General features: G+C 71.8%; 16 protein-coding genes, 1 pseudogene and 1 riboswitch. Of the genes and pseudogenes, 11 read left to right on the top strand and 6 right to left on the bottom strand.

Going from position 1 to position 19398, the window contains the following annotated elements; genetic code table 11:
* Positions 1-44: 44 nt before the first annotated feature.
* Both whiG and JK364_RS12820 read left to right on the top strand, forming a co-directional pair.
* Positions 45-878, top strand: a complete 834-nt coding sequence (gene whiG / locus JK364_RS12825; RefSeq protein WP_020868137.1) for an RNA polymerase sigma factor WhiG — start codon at positions 45-47, stop codon at positions 876-878.
* 75 nt (positions 879-953) lie between these two features.
* Positions 954-1511: a TetR/AcrR family transcriptional regulator gene (locus tag JK364_RS12820; RefSeq protein ID WP_201851443.1), complete on the top strand. Its 558-nt coding sequence runs from the start codon at positions 954-956 to the stop codon at positions 1509-1511.
* 371 nt (positions 1512-1882) lie between these two features.
* Here JK364_RS12820 and JK364_RS12815 read toward each other — a convergent pair.
* Positions 1883-2449: pseudogene (locus JK364_RS12815) on the bottom strand (peptidoglycan DD-metalloendopeptidase family protein); the annotation flags it as partial.
* 314 nt (positions 2450-2763) lie between these two features.
* Between JK364_RS12815 and rpsB the strand changes: the two are divergent.
* The 9 genes from rpsB to JK364_RS12770 all read left to right on the top strand — a co-directional run bounded on the left by rpsB (position 2764) and on the right by JK364_RS12770 (position 12609).
* Positions 2764-3714 (top strand): 30S ribosomal protein S2, encoded by a 951-nt coding sequence (gene rpsB, locus JK364_RS12810; protein ID WP_201850834.1) that lies wholly within the window; start codon positions 2764-2766, stop codon positions 3712-3714.
* Positions 3715-3824: 110 nt separating this feature from the next.
* Positions 3825-4661: a translation elongation factor Ts gene (tsf, locus tag JK364_RS12805; RefSeq protein WP_201850833.1), complete on the top strand. Its 837-nt coding sequence runs from the start codon at positions 3825-3827 to the stop codon at positions 4659-4661.
* Positions 4662-4816: 155 nt separating this feature from the next.
* On the top strand, positions 4817-5599 hold the full coding sequence (gene pyrH / locus JK364_RS12800) for a UMP kinase (RefSeq protein ID WP_201850831.1): 783 nt from the start codon (positions 4817-4819) through the stop codon (positions 5597-5599).
* Positions 5600-5703: 104 nt separating this feature from the next.
* The gene (frr, locus tag JK364_RS12795; RefSeq protein ID WP_030834259.1) at positions 5704-6261 is read left to right on the top strand and encodes a ribosome recycling factor; all 558 of its coding nucleotides are present in this window, start codon (positions 5704-5706) and stop codon (positions 6259-6261) included.
* A complete protein-coding gene (locus JK364_RS12790; protein WP_201850829.1) occupies positions 6261-7436 on the top strand; it encodes a phosphatidate cytidylyltransferase in 1176 nt (391 codons plus the stop codon). Before frr ends, JK364_RS12790 begins: the two co-directional genes overlap by 1 nt.
* 72 nt (positions 7437-7508) lie before the next feature.
* On the top strand, positions 7509-8615 hold the full coding sequence (gene rlmN / locus JK364_RS12785) for a dual-specificity RNA methyltransferase RlmN (RefSeq protein ID WP_201850827.1): 1107 nt from the start codon (positions 7509-7511) through the stop codon (positions 8613-8615).
* A gap of 73 nt (positions 8616-8688) precedes the next feature.
* Positions 8689-8793: riboswitch (TPP riboswitch) on the top strand.
* The gene (locus JK364_RS12780) at positions 8789-9862 is read left to right on the top strand and encodes a thiamine ABC transporter substrate-binding protein (RefSeq protein WP_201850825.1); all 1074 of its coding nucleotides are present in this window, start codon (positions 8789-8791) and stop codon (positions 9860-9862) included. Its footprint overlaps the riboswitch before it by 5 nt.
* A gap of 95 nt (positions 9863-9957) precedes the next feature.
* On the top strand, positions 9958-11571 hold the full coding sequence (locus tag JK364_RS12775; protein ID WP_201851441.1) for an ABC transporter permease: 1614 nt from the start codon (positions 9958-9960) through the stop codon (positions 11569-11571).
* Positions 11572-12609, top strand: a complete 1038-nt coding sequence (locus JK364_RS12770) for an ABC transporter ATP-binding protein (protein WP_201850823.1) — start codon at positions 11572-11574, stop codon at positions 12607-12609.
* A gap of 64 nt (positions 12610-12673) precedes the next feature.
* Here the strand turns inward: JK364_RS12770 and JK364_RS12765 are convergent, their stop codons facing one another.
* The 5 genes from JK364_RS12765 to JK364_RS12745 form a co-directional block, all read right to left on the bottom strand.
* Positions 12674-13771, bottom strand: coding sequence for an LOG family protein (locus JK364_RS12765; RefSeq protein ID WP_201850822.1), 1098 nt, complete (start codon positions 13769-13771; stop codon positions 12674-12676).
* A gap of 105 nt (positions 13772-13876) precedes the next feature.
* Positions 13877-15133 carry a hypothetical protein gene (locus JK364_RS12760; protein WP_201850820.1) on the bottom strand — a complete coding sequence of 419 codons (1257 nt, stop codon included), beginning with the start codon at positions 15131-15133 and terminating at the stop codon, positions 13877-13879.
* The gene (locus tag JK364_RS12755; RefSeq protein WP_201850818.1) at positions 15115-15840 is read right to left on the bottom strand and encodes an ABC transporter ATP-binding protein; all 726 of its coding nucleotides are present in this window, start codon (positions 15838-15840) and stop codon (positions 15115-15117) included. Before JK364_RS12755 ends, JK364_RS12760 begins: the two co-directional genes overlap by 19 nt.
* Positions 15841-16009: 169 nt before the next feature.
* Positions 16010-17686 carry a thiamine pyrophosphate-binding protein gene (locus JK364_RS12750; RefSeq protein WP_201850811.1) on the bottom strand — a complete coding sequence of 559 codons (1677 nt, stop codon included), beginning with the start codon at positions 17684-17686 and terminating at the stop codon, positions 16010-16012.
* 53 nt (positions 17687-17739) lie between these two features.
* On the bottom strand, positions 17740-19215 hold the full coding sequence (locus JK364_RS12745; protein ID WP_201850809.1) for a sodium:solute symporter family protein: 1476 nt from the start codon (positions 19213-19215) through the stop codon (positions 17740-17742).
* Positions 19216-19398 lie beyond the last annotated feature (183 nt).

Below are 19398 nucleotides of genomic sequence, written 5' to 3'. Positions count from 1 at the left end.
GTACGTCCTCACCCATGTCATGGCAGAACGGCTCAAGGCGACGAATGCCCCAGCACATCTCCGGGTCTGACAGCGCGGCGCCGCCCGCGGCCCGCGGCGCGGTGCACCCTGCCGCGCCCTCATCGCTCGACGAGCTGTGGCGGTCGTACAAGACCACGGGCGACGGCCGGCTGCGGGAGCAGCTGATCCTGCACTACTCACCGCTGGTGAAATATGTGGCCGGCCGGGTCAGCGTCGGGCTGCCCTCCAATGTCGAGCAGGCGGACTTCGTCTCGTCCGGGGTCTTCGGACTCATCGACGCCATCGAGAAGTTCGACCCTGAGCGCGCGATCAAGTTCGAGACCTACGCGATCACCCGGATCCGCGGCGCGATGATCGATGAGCTGCGGGCGTTGGACTGGATCCCGCGGTCGGTCCGGCAGAAGGCCCGGGCCGTGGAGCGGGCGTACGCCACCCTGGAGGCCCAGCTGCGCCGCACCCCCTCGGAGGCCGAGGTGGCCACCGAGATGAGCATCAGCCTCGAGGAACTGCACGGCGTCTTCAGCCAGTTGTCGCTCGCCAATGTGGTCGCCCTGGAGGAACTGCTGCATGTCGGTGGCGAGGGCGGTGACCGGCTCAGCCTCATGGACACCCTCGAGGACACCGCCGCGGACAACCCCGTCGAGGTGGCCGAGGACCGGGAGCTGCGCCGACTGCTCGCCCGGGCGATCAACACCCTCCCGGAGCGGGAGAAGACCGTGGTCACGCTCTACTACTACGAAGGCCTCACGCTCGCCGAGATCGGCCAGGTGCTCGGCGTCACCGAGAGCCGGGTCAGCCAGATCCACACCAAGTCGGTGCTCCAGCTGCGGGCGAAACTCGCCGATGTCGGGCGCTGAATCGTCCCTCCGGCATCGCCCTCGGGGCGGCCTCTTCCGTAGAGTGGCCGGGTGCCCAGGATTCGAGCGGCCTCAGTGGCCGAGCACCGGACGATGCAGCGCGCGGCCCTGCTGGAGGCCGCCCGCACCCTGCTGTCCGAGGGCGGCACGGAGGCGCTGACCTTCCCCGCCCTCGCCGAGCGCACGGGACTCGCACGGTCCTCCGTCTATGAGTACTTCCGCTCCCGCGCCGCCGTGGTCGAGGAGCTGTGCGCCGTGGACTTCCCGGTCTGGGCCGCCGAGGTCGAGACCGCGATGGAGCGGGCAGAGGGGGCCGAGGCGAAGATCGAGGCGTATGTCCGCCGTCAGCTCGCGCTCGTCGGCGACCGTCGGCACCGCGCGGTGGTGGCGATCTCCGCCGGTGAGCTGGACGCGGGCGCCCGGGAGAAGATCCGGGCCGCCCACGGCGGGCTGATCGCCATGGTGGTCGAGGCCCTCGCGACCCTCGGGCATGAGCAGCCCCGGCTCTCGGCCGTGCTCCTCCAGGGTGTCGTGGACGCCGCGGTCCGGCGCATCGAGCTCGGCGCGGCCGAGGACCCCGAGCGGATCACCGAGGCGGCCGTCGCCATGGCCCTGCGCGGCGTCCGGGGCTGACCCCCGGTCCTTTCACTGCCCTCGTGGGCGCGCACGGGGCGCGACCCGGACGGCCGGGCGGCCGGGCGGCCACCTGGATCGACCCGGGCGACCTGGACTGACCCTGGCGACCCGGGTGACCTGGACTGACCCGGGCGACCCAGCCGGATCCGGGCCCAGAGGGATGCCGCCACCAGTGCCGCGGCCGTCGGCAGCCGGGTGTCCCCGGCGGGGGAGGCGAGCGCGGAGAGCGTGGGCGCGTCGCGCACCCCGAATACCGGGAGCAGACGGGACGGCCCGCCCCGCAGCATCGACGGCGGCAGCAGCGACAGGGGATCGAGATAGCGGTCCGCGCGCCGCAGCCCCCAGTGCAGACAGCCTGACCGGCAGTGGAAGGGGCCCGGCGCCACCACGCCGACCACCTGCCCGGCGGTCACCCGCTCCCCCTTGGCCACCGTGGCGCGCACCGGTTCGTAGGTGGTGCGCAGGGGAGGGGAGCCGGTCCCGGACACCTCGATCACCAGCACACCACGGCCCGCGACCGGGCCCGCGAAGCTCACCCGCCCCGGGCCCGCCGCCCGGACCCGCTCGCCCGGACGCGCCGCGAGGTCGACCCCGCGGTGCCCCGCCACCCACGGCGCCGGAGGCGGCCGCCAGCCCCGCAGCACGGCAGGCCGCACCGCGCCCGGCGCACCGTCGACCGGCCACGACCGTCCCCCACCCGGCCTCGACTGTCCTCCGCCCGGCCACGACCGTCCCTCGCCCGGCTTCGGCTGTCCCCCGCCCGCCCTTGTCCCCGGCTCCGGCGCCGCGCGCGAAGCAGGCGCGGCGCGCGGATCCGCCGCCGCGGCCCGTGCCGCCGAAAGAGGTAACACCGGAAGAGAGGCCGTCGGCACCGACAGCACCGGCAACACAAGAATCACCAGGGCAAGAGCCCACCCCACCACAAGCCTTCGCATGCCCCCCACGATGGCCGGGCGACCCGAAACGGGTGGATCATGGACGGAATCGGGGGACTACTCACGGGTTGTGGATAACGCCGTCACCCCGCACCGTACCCGTCCCGTACACTTCTTATGGCGATCCGGGTCACCGGATCGACTTCGCACGCCCCGCCACCGGTGCTCCGATCGCGCATCGGTCAGCTCGGTGGCCGCGCCCCTCGGTCCTCGGACGACCCCCGAAAGGGCCCCGTCCGTGGCAGGCGCGCCGGGACGTCAGGAGCGGCGGCCGCCCGGCCGCCGTGGAACCGAGTACCTCAAGGAGTACGGCCATGGCCGTCGTCACGATGCGGGAGCTGCTGGAGAGCGGCGTCCACTTCGGGCACCAGACCCGCCGCTGGAACCCGAAGATGAAGCGCTTCATCTTCACCGAGCGCAACGGCATCTACATCATCGACCTGCTCCAGTCGCTGTCGTACATCGACCGCGCCTACGAGTTCGTCAAGGAGACCGTCGCCCACGGCGGCTCCATCATGTTCGTCGGCACCAAGAAGCAGGCGCAGGAGGCCATCGCCGAGCAGGCGACCCGCGTCGGCATGCCGTACGTCAACCAGCGCTGGCTGGGCGGCATGCTCACCAACTTCTCGACCGTCTACAAGCGCCTGCAGCGCCTGAAGGAGCTCGAGCAGATCGACTTCGAGGATGTGGCCGCCTCCGGCCTCACCAAGAAGGAGCTCCTGGTCCTCTCTCGCGAGAAGGCCAAGCTGGAGAAGACCCTCGGCGGTATCCGCGAGATGCAGAAGGTGCCGAGCGCCGTCTGGATCGTGGACACCAAGAAGGAGCACATCGCCGTCGGTGAGGCGCGCAAGCTCCGGATCCCGGTCGTCGCGATCCTCGACACCAACTGCGACCCGGACGAGGTCGACTACAAGATCCCGGGCAACGACGACGCGATCCGCTCCGTCACCCTGCTCACCCGGGTGATCGCCGACGCCGTCGCCGAGGGCCTCATCGCCCGTTCCGGTGTCGCCACCGGTGATGAGAAGGCCGACAAGGCCGCGGGCGAGCCGCTCGCCGAGTGGGAGCGCGACCTGCTCGAGGGCGAGAAGAAGGCCGACGACGCCGAGGCCAAGCCGGCCGAGGACGCCGCGGACAAGCCCGCCGAGGACGCCGCCGCGCCCGCCGAGGCGGCCGCGGACAAGCCTGCCGAGGACGCCAAGCCTGCCGAGGACGCCAAGCCCGCCGAGGACGTCACGCCCGCCGCGGGCACCGAGCAGGGCTGACCACTCAGACGTCACTCAGACGGTGTATGACGGCGGGGGACGGTGCCAGTGGCGCCGCCCCCGCCGTTCACCCGTAGAGCTTTCGACTTTCGAGAAGAGATTTACAGATCATGGCGAACTTCACCGCCGCTGACGTCAAGAAGCTCCGTGAGCTGACCGGCGCCGGCATGATGGACTGCAAGAAGGCGCTGGACGAGGCCGAGGGCATCGTCGACAAGGCCGTCGAGATCCTGCGCGTCAAGGGCCAGAAGGGCGTGGCCAAGCGGGAGGGCCGCAGCGCCGAGAACGGTGCCGTCGTCTCCCTCATCGCGGACGACAAGTCCTCCGGCGTGCTGGTCGAGCTGAAGTGCGAGACCGACTTCGTGGCCAAGGGCGACAAGTTCGTGGTCGTCGCCGACGCCATCGCCGCCCACGTCGCCAAGACCTCCCCGGCCGACCTGGAGGCCCTGCTGGCCTCCGAGATCGAGGCGGGCAAGACCGTTCAGGCGTTCGTCGACGAGGCCAACGCGACCCTCGGCGAGAAGATCGTCCTGGACCGCTTCGCGCAGTTCTCCGGTGGCTTCGTCGCGGCGTACATGCACCGCACCAGCCCGGACCTGCCGCCGCAGGTCGGCGTCCTGGTCGAGCTGGACAAGGAAGACGCCACGGTCGCCAAGGACGTCGCGCAGCACATCGCCGCCTTCGCCCCGAAGTTCCTCACCCGCGACGAGATCCCGGCCGAGACGGTCGAGAACGAGCGCCGGGTCGCCGAGGCCACCGCCCGCGAGGAGGGCAAGCCCGAGGGCGCCCTGCCGAAGATCGTCGAGGGTCGCGTCACCGGCTTCTTCAAGGAGAACGTGCTGGTGGACCAGCCGTTCGCCAAGGACAACAAGAAGTCCGTCCAGAAGATCCTGGACGAGGCCGGTGTCTCGCTCAAGCACTTCGCCCGTTTCCGCGTCGGCGTCTGAGCCGAGCAGCGAATGACCGGCGACCCCGATAGGGTCGTAGGCAGCCAACCGTCGACCGGTCGGCCGCAGATGTGACGAGGAGGCCATTGCCGCAGAGGTCGTAACAGGACCCGTCCGGCAGTGGCCTTCTTCGTATGTGCACGAGGAGATCTCCAATGAATCACGGCGCGGACGCCAAACAGGCCGCCGATGACAAGAAGGCGCACGGCGCGGCCCCACACGGTCGCTTCATGCTGAAGCTGTCCGGCGAGGCGTTCGCCGGAGGCGGGGGACTCGGTGTCGATCCCGATGTCGTGCACGCCATCGCCCGCGAGGTCGCTGCCGTGGTCAGGGACGGTGCCGAGATCGCCATCGTCATCGGCGGCGGTAACTTCTTCCGCGGTGCGGAGCTGCAGCAGCGCGGTATGGACCGGGCCCGCTCGGACTACATGGGCATGCTCGGAACCGTCATGAACTGTCTCGCCCTCCAGGACTTCCTGGAAAAGGAGGGCATCGACTCCCGCGTCCAGACCGCCATCACCATGGGCCAGGTCGCGGAGCCGTACATTCCGCTGCGTGCGGTGCGCCATCTCGAGAAGGGGCGTGTGGTCATCTTCGGCGCGGGTATGGGTATGCCGTACTTCTCCACGGACACCACCGCGGCCCAGCGAGCGCTGGAGATCGACGCGCAGGCCCTGCTGATGGGCAAGAACGGCGTGGACGGGGTCTATGACTCCGACCCCGCCCGCAACCCCGACGCGGTGAAGTTCGACGCCCTGGAGTACGGCGAGGTGATCACCCGGGACCTCAAGGTCGCCGACGCCACCGCGATCACCCTCTGCCGGGACAACAAGTTGCCCATCCTCGTCTTCGAGCTCCTGGCCGAAGGAAATATCGCGCGTGCGGTGAAGGGTGAGAAGATCGGCACGCTGGTGAGCGACCAGGGCTCCCGGGCCTGACGGCTCGAACGGGGGATGGACAACGGCCTGCCGGTCGGACACCGTGCAGGAGAAGACGCACGCAGGGGCGAGGCTCTGCTTACTGATAACACCAGGAGCAAGTGGTGATCGAAGAGATCCTCCTCGAGGCCGAGGAGAAGATGGAGAAAGCCGTTGTGGTCGCCAAGGAGGACTTCGCCGCGATCCGCACCGGGCGTGCGCACCCGGCGATGTTCAACAAGATCGTGGCGGACTACTACGGTGCGCTGACGCCGATCAATCAGCTGGCGTCGTTCTCGGTGCCGGAGCCGCGGATGGCCGTGGTCACGCCGTTCGACAAGACCGCGCTCCGCAACATCGAGCAGGCGATCCGGGACTCCGACCTGGGCGTCAACCCGAGCAATGACGGCAACATCATCCGTGTGGTGTTCCCCGAGCTCACCGAGCAGCGCCGTAAGGAGTTCATCAAGGTCGCCAAGGGCAAGGGCGAGGACGCGAAGATCTCGATCCGCAGCGTCCGCCGCAAGGCCAAGGAGTCCATCGACAAGCTGATCAAGGACGGCGAGGTCGGCGAGGACGAGGGGCGCCGCGCGGAGAAGGAGCTCGACGACACCACGGCGAAGTATGTCGCGCAGGTGGATGAGCTGCTCAAGCACAAGGAAGCCGAGCTGCTCGAGGTCTGATGAACGACTCTTCCTGGGGGGCCCCACCAAGCGCCGGACTCCGGGGACCGGGCGGTCAGGGCACCTCCCCCGGCTATGGCTGGGAGGTGCCCACTTCTTCGGCGGGTCCCGCGCACGAGGTGGGTGAGGCGGCGCAGACTCGCCCCATGCCCACCGTGCCCCACGCAGGCGGCGACTCCGGCGAGGCCGCCGACCGTGACCGGGGGGCCGCTCGGCTGAGCGGCCCCCTCTTCCGCGACGAGCGGGAGCCGCAGCCCGGCCCCCGGCAGCCCGCCGGGCGCCGGCCGACGCCCCCCGACCCCGCGCCCGACCCGGCCTCCGCCGACGGCGCGCGCGGCGCCGGAGCCGGGCAGGGCAAGAAGAGCGCGGGCCGGAATCTGCGCGCCGCGATAGGGGTGGGCATCGGCCTCGGTGTGATCATCTTGGCCTCGCTCTTCATCTACAAGCCCGTGTTCGTCGGCGTGGTGGCGGTCGCGGTGGTGGTCGGGCTCTGGGAGCTGACCTCGCGGCTGACCGAGCGCAAGGACATCCGGGTCCCCCTGGTGCCGCTCGCCGTCGGCGGGGTCGCCATGGTCGTCGCCGGCTATGTGCGCGGCGCCCAGGGCGCGGTGGTGGCGGTCGCCCTTACGGCGCTCGCGGTGCTGGTCTGGCGGATGACCGAGCCGCCCGACAACTACCTCAGGGATGTCACGGCGGGCGTCTTCGCCGCCTTCTACGTGCCGTTTCTGGCCACTTTCGTGGCGCTCATGCTCGACACCGACGACGGCCCGTGGCGGGTCCTGACCTTCCTGCTGCTGACCGTGGTCAGCGACACGGGTGCGTACGCGGTGGGCTGGCGCTTCGGCAAGCATCCGCTGGCCCCCCGCATCAGCCCCGGCAAGACCCGCGAGGGGCTGCTGGGCGCGGTGGCCTTCGCGATGGTCGCGGGCGCCCTGTGCATGCAGTACCTCATCGACGACGGCGTCTGGTGGCAGGGCCTGCTGCTCGGCCTCGCCGCCGCGGTCAGCGCGACCCTCGGCGACCTCGGCGAGTCCATGATCAAGCGCGATCTCGGCATCAAGGACATGGGCAAGCTGCTGCCCGGCCATGGCGGGATCATGGACCGGCTCGACTCGCTGCTGCCCACCGCCCCGGTGGTGTGGCTGCTGCTGGTGATCTTCGTGGGCGGCGGCTGACCACGCCCGCCCACGGGCCCCGCGCCACTCCCGGCGCGGGGCCCTTCGTACGTCTGCAACACTGGGAAAATCATGCCTAAGCCCGGAGAACTCACCTTCGTCGCGCCGCGTGGGGCCAAGAAGCCCCCGCGGCATCTTGCCGACCTCACGCCCGCCGAGCGCCGGGAGGCCGTCGCCGCCCTCGGGGAGAAGCCCTTCCGGGCAGGTCAGGTGTCGCGTCACTACTTCGTGCGCTATGCCGACGACCCCGCTCAATGGACCGACATTCCGGCCGCCGCGCGCGAGAAGCTGGCCGCCGGGCTGCTGCCGGATCTGATGAGCGTGGTGCGGCACATCAGCTGTGACGACGACACCACGCGCAAGACGCTGTGGCGGCTGTTCGACGGCACGCTCGTGGAGTCCGTTCTGATGCGTTACCCGGACCGGGTCACCATGTGCATCAGCTCACAGGCGGGCTGCGGGATGAACTGCCCGTTCTGCGCCACCGGGCAGGCGGGACTGGACCGCAATCTGTCCACCGCCGAGATCGTGCACCAGATCGTCGACGGGATGCGGGCCCTCCGGGACGGGGAGATCCCCGGCGGCCCGGCCCGGCTGTCCAACATCGTCTTCATGGGCATGGGCGAACCGCTGGCCAACTACAACCGTGTCGTCGGCGCCATCCGTCGGCTCACCGACCCCGAGCCCGACGGCCTGGGCCTCTCGCAGCGCGGTATCACCGTCTCCACCGTCGGCCTCGTCCCGGCGATGCTGCGGTTCGCCGACGAGGGCTTCAAGTGCCGCCTCGCGGTGTCGCTGCACGCGCCCGACGACGAGCTGCGCGACACCCTCGTGCCGGTCAACACCCGCTGGAAGGTGCGCGAGGTCCTGGACGCCGCGTGGGAGTACGCGGAGAAGTCCGGCCGCCGGATCTCCATCGAGTACGCGCTGATCAAGGACATCAACGACCAGGCATGGCGCGCCGATCTGCTCGGCCGGCTACTCAAGAGCCACCGGGTGCATGTGAACCTCATCCCGCTCAACCCGACGCCCGGCTCCAAGTGGACGGCGTCCCGGCCCGAGGACGAGAAGGCGTTCGTGGCGGCCCTGGAGGCCCATGGGGTGCCCGTGACCGTCCGGGACACCCGGGGCCAGGAGATCGACGGGGCCTGCGGCCAGCTGGCGGCTTCGGAGCGCTGAGCACCGGCTGATACGGTGCCTGGGCATCGTTGCATCATGTGATCGTCATAGAAGTGCACATCCGTACAAGTGAACATTCCGACAGGGGAGCGCTCAGAGCGCTGAGAGTGCGGCACGGCCGCAGACCCTCGGACCTGATCCGGGTCATACCGGCGTAGGGAGTCAGCATCACCATGAACAGCCAGCTTCGGCGTGCCATCTCGGCCGCCCTCCTCGGCTCACTGGCCCTGAGCGCGCTCGTCGGCTGCGGCGAGGACGCCAAGAGCGGCTCGGAATCCAAGACGGTCACCCTGGTCACGCATGACTCGTTCGCGGCCTCCAAGGCGGTCCTCAAGGAGTTCACCAAGGAGACCGGCTACAAGGTGCGCGTGCAGGCCGGGGGCGACGCCGGAGCCGCCGTCAACCAGGCGATCCTGTCCAAGGGCCACCCCCAGGGCGATGTGTTCTTCGGCGTCGACAACACCCTCCTCTCCCGCGCGCTCGACAACGACCTGTTCACCCCCTACCCGGCGAAGGGGCTCGACAAGGTCCCGGCGGCCCTTCAGCTCGACCGGGCCGAGCACCGCGTCACCCCCGTCGACTTCGGCGACATCTGCGTCAACTACGACCGGAAGTACTTCTCCGACAAGAAGCTGACGCCGCCCCGGACGCTGGACGATCTGACCAAGCCCGCCTACAAGAACCTCCTCGTCACCGAGAACGCCGCCACCTCGTCCCCCGGTCTCGGCTTCCTCCTCGCCACGGCCGCGAAGTACGGCGACGACGGCTGGAAGGGCTACTGGAAGAAGCTGCGGGCCAATGGCGTCGAGGTCGTCGACGGCTGGGAGCAGGCGTATTACGACCGGTTCTCCGGCTCGGCCGGCGGCGGCAAGGGCGACCGGCCGCTCGTCGTCTCCTACGCCTCCAGCCCGCCCGCCGAGGTGGCCGACGCCAAGAGCAAGCCCGCGAAGGCCCCCACCGGGGTCGCGACGGGCACCTGCTTCCGGCAGGTGGAGTTCGCCGGACTGCTGAACGGCGCGGGCAACACCAAGGGCGGCAAGGCGCTGCTGGACTTCCTGCTGAGCAAGCGGTTCCAGGAGGACGTCCCGCTGAACATGTACGTCAACCCGGCGCGCGAGGACGCCAAGCTGCCGGAGCTGTTCACCCGATACGGGGTCAGGATCGCCGACTCGGCCACCCTGGCTCCGCAGAAGATCGCCAAGAACCGTGAGCCGTGGGTCAAGACATGGTCCTCGCTGGTCCTGTAGAGCCCCGCGAGAACCGTAAGAAGGCCGACGGCCACCGTAAGGCCGATAGGGGCGAGGGCGGAGGCCGTCGCGCGATCGCCCTCCGGATCGCCCTGATGGCGGTGCCGCTCGCCTTCTTCGCGGTCTTCTTCGCCTATCCCGTGGCCGCCATCGTCACCCGGGGACTGCGCGCCGACGGGCGGTGGCGGTTCGGCCGGATCGCCGAGGTGGTGACCGATCCGGCGACGCTGGACGTCCTGTGGTTCACCTGCTGGCAGGCGGTCGCGTCGACCGCCCTCACGCTCGCGGTGGCGCTGCCCGGCGCCTATGTCTTCGCCCGCTTCGACTTTCCCGGCAAGGGGCTGCTGCGGGCCGTGGTGACCGTGCCGTTCGTCCTGCCGACCGTGGTCGCCGGATCGGCCTTCCTGGCACTGCTCGGCCGGGGCGGGCTGCTGGACGAGCTGTGGGGGGTGCGGCTGGACACCTCCGTCTGGGCGATCCTCCTGGCCCATGTCTTCTTCAACTACGCGGTCGTCGTCAGGACCGTGGGCGGGCTGTGGGCCCAGCTCGACCCGCGCCAGGAGGAGGCCGCGCGGGTGCTCGGCGCGAGCCGGCTGTCGGCCTGGCGCCGGGTGACGCTGCCCGCGCTGGCCCCCGCCGTGGCCGCGGCAGCGCTGATGGTGTTCCTGTTCACCTTCACTTCCTTCGGCGTGATCCAGATCCTGGGTGGCCCCCGCTACGCCACCCTGGAGGTGGCGATCTACCGCGAGACCGCGCAGCTGCTCGACCTCCCCACGGCCGCGGTGCTGACCCTCGTCCAGTTCGCCGCTGTCGCGGCCGTATTGGCCCTGCACGCGTGGACCGTAAGGCGCCGGGAGAGCGCCCTGCGGCTCGTCGACCCGGGCCGCACCGCGCGCCGCCCGAGGGGCCCGGCCCAGTGGGCGCTGCTGTGGGGCGTGCTGGCGGTGGTCGCGCTGCTGATCGTGACGCCGCTCGCGGTGCTGGTGGAGCGCTCGCTGAACGGACCGGACGGCTACGGATTCACCTACTACGAGGCGCTGCGGTCGGCCGCCGACAGCGGGGGCACCTTCTTCGTGGCTCCCATGGAGGCCGTCGGGAACTCCCTGTGGTACGCGGCGGTCGCCACCGTCTTCGCCCTCGTCGTGGGCGGTCTCGCCGCCGCGGCGCTCACCCGTAAGGCGGGCATGCTGGTACGGGGCTTCGACGCGCTGCTGATGCTGCCGCTGGGCACCTCGGCCGTCACCGTGGGGTTCGGGTTCCTGATCGCCCTGGACGAGCCCCCGCTGGATCTGCGCGCCTCCTGGATCCTGGTGCCGCTCGCCCAGGCCCTGGTGGGCGTGCCCTTCGTCGTACGGACCATGCTGCCGGTGCTGCGGGCGGTGGACCACCGGCTCCGGGAGGCGGCGGCCGTGCTCGGGGCGTCCCCGTGGCGGGTCTGGCGGGAGGTGGACCTGCCGCTGGTCGGGCGGGCCGTGGCGGTCGCGGCGGGTTTCGCGTTCGCCGTCTCCCTGGGCGAGTTCGGGGCGACCGTCTTCATCGCGCGCCCCGACCATCCGACCCTCCCGGTGGCCATCGCCCGCTTCCTGGGCCGGGCCGGTCAGCTCACCTACGGGCAGGCGATGGCCCTGAGCACGATCCTGATGCTGGTCTGCGCCGGATCGCTGCTGGCGCTCGAGCGCATCCGCACCGACCGTTCCGGAGAGTTCTGAATGACCCTGCTGCGACTGGACGAGGTGACCGTAAGGTTCGGCCGGCGCGACGCGCTGGACGCCGTGGACCTGGAGGTCGCCGAGCACGAGACGGTCTGTGTGCTGGGGCCGAGCGGAAGCGGTAAGTCCACCATGCTGCGTGTGGTGGCCGGGCTGCAGCGCCCCGACGCCGGCCGGGTGTGGCTCGCCGGACGCGACCAGAGCGGGGTGCCCACGCACCGGCGCGGCGTGGGGCTGATGTTCCAGGACCACCAGCTGTTCCCGCAGCGGGACGTGGGCGGCAACGTCGCCTTCGGGCTGCGGATGCGCAAGGTGGGCCGTGCGGAGGTGGACCGCCGGGTCGCCGAACTGCTGGAGCTCGTGGGACTGCCGGGCGCCCAGCGCCGCCCCGTCGACTCGCTCTCCGGCGGTGAGCAGCAGCGGGTGGCGCTCGCCCGCGCGCTGGCCCCGCGGCCCAAGCTGCTGATGCTGGACGAGCCGCTGGGCCAGCTCGACCGGGGGCTGCGGGAGCGTCTGGTGGTGGAGCTGCGCGAGCTCTTCGAACGGCTGGGCACCACCGTCCTCGCGGTCACCCACGACCAGGGGGAGGCGTTCGCGCTCGCGGACCGGGTGGTGGTGATGGAGAACGGCCGGATCGCCCAGACCGGCACCCCGCTGGAGGTGTGGCAGCGGCCCGCCACCGAGTTCGTCGCCCGCTTCCTCGGCTTCGACAATGTGGTCGAGGCGATCGTGCACGGTGAGGTCGCCGACACCGTATGGGGCAAGCTGCCCGTGCCGCCCGGCTCCCGGCCGGGCCCCGGCAGGCTGCTGGTCCGCCCTGCCGGGGTACGGCTGACGGACCCGGAGGAGGGGCTGGCGTGCACTGTGGTGGCGCGCACCTTCCGCGGCGACCATGTGACGCTCATCCTGCGGCTGTCGGACCCGGCCGCGCCGCATCTTGAGGCGTCCTGCGGCCTGCGGGACGCCCCGGAGGCGGGGGCCCGGGCCGGGGCGGTCATCGACCCGGCCGACGTGGTGCTCCTGGACCCCGAGCCCTGACGCCAGGGCCCCTTGCCTCCGCTGGAACGCCTCCCCCGGTACCCGGCGCTTCCTTGACGCCGGTTCAGCCCAGCATCGACAGCAGCGCCTCGGGCGCCTCGTCCACCGAGTCCACCAGAGCGATACGGGCCTTCATGGACCGTCCCTCCGCGAGCGCTTCGAGCAGTGGCCAGGCCGGCAGCCGCCGGGTCCAGTGATCCCGGTCCACCAGCACCATCGGGGTCGGCTCACCGCGCGACTCGTAGTAGTTCGGCGTCGCGTTGTCGAAGATCTCCTGGACGGTCCCGGCGGCGCCGGGCAGGAAGACCACGCCCGCGGTCGAGCGCGCCAGCAGTCCGTCCTCGCGGGTGGCGTTGGCGAAGTACTTGGCGATGTGCGAGGCGAACGCGTTCGGCGGCTCATGGCCGTAGAACCAGGTGGGGATGCCGACCGAGGCCCCGCCGTCCGGCCAGCGCTCGCGCACCGTGAAGGCGGCCTCGGCCCAGGCCCCGATGGACGGACGGAAGGAGGGTGTCCTGCCGAGCAGTTCGAGTGCCTCGTCCAGCGCCGCGTCCTCGTGCGGGGCCGCGTAGGCGCCGAGGTTCGCGGCCTCCATCGCGCCCGGTCCGCCGCCCGTCGCGACCGTGAGACCGGTCCGCGCCAGGGCCCGGCCGAGCCGTGCGGCGCCCGCGAATCCGTCGGAGCCGCGTGCCAGCGCGTGGCCGCCCATGACGCCCACCACCCGCGTCCCGACGAGGAATTCGTCGAGCGCGTCGGAGACCGCGTCGTCGTGGATGGAGCGCAGCATCGAGGCGAAGATGTCGCCGTCGGTCTTGGTCCGCTGGAACCAGGCGTAGCCGAGCGCGTCCGGCGTCCGCGCGTAACCGTGTTCGGTGAGGCCTTCGAAGAGCTCCGCGGGGGAGTAGAGGGTGCCGCGGTACGGATCGAACGGCAGATCCGGCACCGGCGGGAACACCAGCGCGCCCCCGGCCCGGACCTTCGCCGCCGCCTCGGTCTCCATCGGGCAGCCGAGGAAGACGGACTCGCTGGTGTCGGTGGAGAGGAGCGCGGCCGTACGGCCTGTCAGGTCCACGGACTGGACCCGGAACCCGGCCAGGGTGCCGCGGGCGACGACCTGGTCGAACTCCTCGATGGACTCTATTTCCCGGTCTGGTTCCTGCACGCCGACATGCTAATCACACCGGAGGTGGGGGGCTGTGGATTAGGGCAATCGTGACCGGGCCGCTTCGCCGCACAATCCAGGCATGAACACCGACACCCGGGATTTTCAGCGGTGGAACGGCATCGCCGTGAGATGCGCCACCATCCACACCAGCGGCACCAGGAGCGCCAGCAGGGCCGTCGCGCGCAGCGCGGCCGCCCCGCGGAGCAGCCTGGCCGGGGCGCCGAGGCGGACCAGGGCGGCCGTCGTGCGCTCGCGCGCGCTCCTCGCTTCCACGACCGCGGTCAGGGTCGTGGCAGCGGCGCACAGCGTGACCAGGGCCGCGCCCAGACCGGTGAGCGGGCCGAAGGCATGGGCGCCGGACGGCCCGGAGGCCCTTCCGTACAGTTCGAGGACGGTGAATCCGGCGGTGGCCAGGGCGCACAGCGCGCCGATCGGACGTCCGATCAGCCCGGCCTCCTGCTGGAGCATGCGCCCGGCCAGCAGCCGCAGCACGCCAGGCCGCCCGACGGCCAGCAGCCTGCCGCACAGATGGGTGAGGCCGGGCCCGGCCAGCACCAGCCCGAGCGCCGCCAGAGCCCAGCCGCCCACCACACCGGGCGGGTTGCCGCCGAGCCGGCCCGGCACGGCGAGCAGGGCGTCGGGGAGCGGGGGTGCGTTACCGCTCGCGTACGCCTGCAGGGCGAGTCCGGCCGCGGTCAGGGCGATGCCCCAGGGAAGTCCGGAGGTGGCCTGGTGGGGCCGGGGCGCGACCGGCCCCGTCACAACGGTGGGCCGGGCCGGGACCGCCGGGCGGCGGGCGCCCCGTGGTCCGCGGACCGGCTGGTGGACCGCCCTCGGCTGCCGGGGCCACAGCCCGGCCGCGCACGCCGCGCCCACCACCACGGGGACGACGGCGAGCAGCGTGACCGTACCGGCCAAGGGCAGCGGCCGGCCGCCGCCGAGCTGCCGGCCGGCCGCCCCGCTTCCGGCCCAGTCCAGCCAGGAGTCGCCGAGATCGCCGCGCAGATGCAGGAAGACCAGCAGCGCCAGCACACCGCCGAGCGCACAGGCGGCCGCCATCGAGACCGCCGCGAGCAGCGCCGCACGGGCCGGGCCGACTCCGGCCGCCGCGAAACCGGGGCCGGGGCCGGTGCTGGGGTCGGCGCGGCCCACGACGATGCCCAGCTGGACGGTCGCGGCCAGCGGTACGAGGCACCACAGCAGCCGCCCCACCGCTCCCTGCGAGTCGTCCGGATGGGCCGAGGCGAACCCGAGGGCGCTCAGCAGCAGAAAGCTCGCGCCCGCCGCCGCGACGGTGACGAGGGACCGCCGCAGCAGCACGGACGGGCGGGCGCCGCGGGCTAGGCGGAGGCTGAGCACGCGGCCCTGCCTTCCGCCTCGGAGGGGTCCGAGCCCACCCGGCGCCCGTCGAGCAGGGCGACGGTGTGGTCGGCGAGGGTGGCCACCTCCTGGTCGTGCGTCGCGAGGACCACGGTGATGCCGTGGGAGCGGGCCGCCGAGGTGAGGGTGCGCAGCACCTGGGCGCGGTCGGCCCGGTGCAGCGGGGCGGTGGGCTCGTCGGCGAAGAGCACGCTGGGCCCGGCGGCCAGCGCGCGGGCGAGCGCGACCCGCTGGCGCTGCGACTGCAGCAGTGCGGCGGGCCGTGCCCGGGCGCACTCGCCGATGTCGAGCCGGTCCAGCCACTCGCACGCGGCGCTCTTCGCGGCGCGCCGCCCGGTGCCGCGCAGCATCAGGGCGAGCGCGGCGTTCTCCCAGGCGGTGAGCTCGGGGACGAGCTGGGGTTCGGTGCCGATCCAGCCGAAGTGCTCGCGCCGCAGCCGTTCGAGGCCGAGCGGAGGGAGGGAGTGCACGGGGACGCCCTTGAACCACACCTCCCCGCTGTCCGGGACGAGTTGGCCCGCCAGACAGGCGAGGAGGGTGGTCTTGCCACAGCCGCGCGGGCCGGTGACGGCGACGATCTCACCCTTCCGGGCGCCGAGGGAGGCCCCGATGAGGGCGGGCGAGCCGCCGTAGGCGTACGACACGGTGCGTGCCGCGAGCATCTCGTCGTCCGGCGGAGCCACCATCCCGAGCACCTCGCCTTACCTGCGACCGTCTCATTCCCCCGGTTGGGTGAACGAGCGCGGAGCCAATGGGTCACTGGCACGGTAAGGACTCGGGTGGGGGCCCGCGTCCAGGCTCGGCGCGGGTGGCGCCCATTTCCTCCGATCAGCCCTGATCGGGGTCGGGCTCCGATCAGCGCTGATCGGGACCGGGGTCGCCGTCGGGGCCGCTGTCGGCGAGCCGGTCGAGGTGGGTGGGCGCGAACATCCGCAGCAGCGCGGGCAGTACCACGACCGACGGCCCGGGGGCCGCGAGGGCGCCGGCGAGGTCCGCGCGCAGCCGCTCGGGTGTGGTACGGACCGCCGGGACGCCGAACGACTCGGCCAGCGCGACGAAGTCCGGGCGGGACAGTTCGGTGGCGGTCGCCTCGCCGAACGTGTCCGTCATGTACTCGCGCAGGATGCCGTAGCCGCCGTCGTCCACGATCAGCCAGGTGATGGGGAGTTGATACTGATGGGCGGTCGCGAGTTCGGCGATCGAGTACATGGCGCCGCCGTCGCCCGACACGGCCAGCACCGGTCGCCCGCGGTCCGCGGCGGCGGCCCCGAGGGCGGCCGGGAAGCCGTAGCCGAGGCCGCCCGCGCCCTGCGCCGAGTGCAGGGCGCCCGCTCGCGGATCGAAGGCGGACCAGGCCCAGTAGGCGAGGATCGTCATGTCCCAGAAGCTGGGGGAGTCATCGGGGAGCGCGTCCCGCACCGCGTCCAGCACCCGCCGCTCCAGCTCCAGGCCCTGCGCGTCGATCCGCTCCCGCACCCGGGTGAGCAGCCCGGCCGCGGCCTTGGCCGCCGTGCCCGGCGGGCGGGGCGTGACGGCCTCGGCGAGGGCGGCCAGCGCCTCGCGGGCGTCGGCGTGGATGCCGAGCGCCGGATGGTTGGACTCCAGCTTGCCGAGGTCTGCCTCGATCTGTACGAGACGGCCTCGCGGGCGGAACGTGTGGTAGTTGGAGGAGAGTTCACCGAGTCCGGAGCCGACGACCAGCAGGACGTCGGCGTCCTCCAGGAACTCGGTGGTGTGCGCGTCCTCCAGCCAGGACTGGAGCGAGAGCGGGTGATCCCATGGAAACGCGCCCTTGCCGCCGAAGGTCGTGGCCACGGGTGCGTCCAGCGCCTCGGCCAGCGCCCGCAGCTCCTGCCGCGCCCCGGCGCGCACCACCCCGCCCCCGGCCAGGATCACCGGACGCTCGGCGGCGTTCAGCAGCCTCGTGGCCTCCGCCGTCAGCTCGGGCCGGGGCGGCAGCGGCCGGGGCTCGGCCCGCAGGGAGGTCACCGGCGGCACGGAGACCGGTGCGAGCAGCACGTCCTGCGGGATCTCCAGCCACACCGGCCCGGCGGGGGCCTCCAGCGCGGACGCCCAGGCGGCGGCGACCGCGGAGGGGATCTGGGAGGCGGTGCGGACCGTGTGGACGGACTTCACGACGTCGCGGAACGACGCCTTCTGGTCGACGAGTTCATGGAGGTAGCCCTTGCGCCCGCCGCCGAGCCCCGCCGTCGGCACCTGGCTGCCGATGGCGAGGACGGGTGCGGACGCCGCCGCCGACTCCTGCAGCGCGGCGAGCGTCATGAGCGCCCCCGGCCCGGTGGACACCAGCAGCGGCGCGACCGTGCCGGTGACACGCGCGAAGGCGTCGGCGGCGAATCCGGCGTTGTTCTCCACCCGCAGCCCCACATAGGTGAGCCCGGACCGCCGCAGCGCGTCGAACGCCCCGAGAGCGTGCTGTCCGGGAAGCCCGAACACGGTGCTCGCCCCGAGCGCGGTGAGGGACTCCACGACGAGATCGCCGCCGTGACGCGCGCGCTGTGCGGTGGGCATGGGTTGGTGCCTTTCTGACGATGTGTATCGAAGAGAGCGAGCGTGATGCCGTGTCAGGCGCCCGCGGTGGCCGGACTGGTGGTCTCCGAGGCGGGGGCGGCGGGCTCACCGGCCAGCCGTTGCCGCCAGACGTCGAGGATCGCCGCGTCCGTCGGCTTGGTGGCGAGGCTGACCGCCACATACGCCACCAGCGAGGCCAGCAGCCCGAAGTAGATGGGCTCGTTGGCGAGGATGCCCTTCCACCCCATCAGCGCGATGACCGTAAGGCCACCGACACCGACCGAGGCCAGTGCGCCCGCGCCCGTGCCGCGCTTCCACAGCAGCCCGCCCAGGATCGGCATCAGCAACCCGCCGACCAGCATGTTGTAGGCGACGGTCAGCGCCTCGACGACATTGTTGAGCGCCACGGATATGCCGATCACGGCGACGCCCATGATGAGGATGAAGACGCGGTTGCCGCCGATCTCGTCATGGGAGGCGCCGGCCGTACGGAGCGTACGGCCGCGCAGCCGGGCCCAGATGTCGTTGTTGGCCACCGTCGCGCAGGCGATCAGCGCGCCCGAGGAGGTGGACATCACCGCGGACAGCGCGGCGGCCAGCACCAGCCCCTTCACGCCCACCGGGAGCGCGTCCTTGACGATGGTCGCGAACGCGTCGTCCGGGGCGCCCAGCTTGGGGTACAGCACCCTGGCCGCCGTGCCGATGATCGCGCCCGCGACCGCGTAGGCCAGGCAGTACGTACCGGCCGCGGTGCCGCCGAGGCGGGCGACCCGGTCATCGCGGGCGGTGAAGACCCGCTGCCAGATGTCCTGGCCGATCAGCATGCCGAAGGAGTAGATCAGCACATAGGTGAAGATGGTCTGGCCGCCGATGCCCATGGGGGAGAAGTAGCCGTGGGGGAGTTCGGCCTTCATCGCGTCGAAGCCGCCCGCCTTCACCACCGCGATCGGCAGCAGCAGGAGCAGCACGCCCACCGTCTTGACCACGAACTGCACCATGTCGGTGAGGGTGATCGACCACATGCCGCCGAGCGTCGAGTAACAGACCACGATCGCCCCGCCGAGCACGATGGCGACGACCCGGTCCAGCCCGAAGATCACATCGAAGATGGTGGCGTAGGCGATGGTCGAGGTGACCGCCAGCATCAGGGTGTAGCCCCACATCACGATGCCCGAGATCAGCCCGGAGGTGCCGCCGTAGCGCAGGTCCAGCATCTGGCTGACCGTGTAGACCTTGAGCCGGGCGATGCGCGCCGAGAAGAAGACCGACAGCGCCAGCAGCCCGAGGCCGATGGCGATGACCATCCAGGCGCCGGAGAGCCCGTACTGATAGCCGAGGCCGACGCCGCCGATGGTGGACGCGCCGCCGAGCACGATCGCGGCCATCGTCCCGGAGTACATCAGCGGCCCCAGCCGCCGCCCCGCGACCAGGAAGTCGCTGGTGGAACTGGTGCGGCGCATCCCCCACCAGCCGAGCGCGAGCATGCCCGCGAGATAGACGACGATCACGGTGTAGTCGACAGCGGTCATGGCGGTGCTCCTCGGTCCGGCGGGGGTCGGCTGGCGGTCGGGAGGCCGGGGCGTCGGGCGGGCGGAGACGCACGGGATCGGGGAGGTCCTGGCGGTCCGCGGGGATCGAGCCCCGGGGGAGTGTGGGGAATGTGGGGAGTGACGGAGACCCTAGGTGTCGCCGAAGCGTCCGGGAAGTGTACG

This window comes from Streptomyces endocoffeicus (assembly GCF_016741935.1).
In the GTDB taxonomy this organism is placed as follows: domain Bacteria; phylum Actinomycetota; class Actinomycetes; order Streptomycetales; family Streptomycetaceae; genus Streptomyces; species Streptomyces endocoffeicus.
The sequence above is the reverse complement of the archived record's forward strand: the minus strand, read 5'-3'. Positions and strand labels throughout refer to the sequence as shown.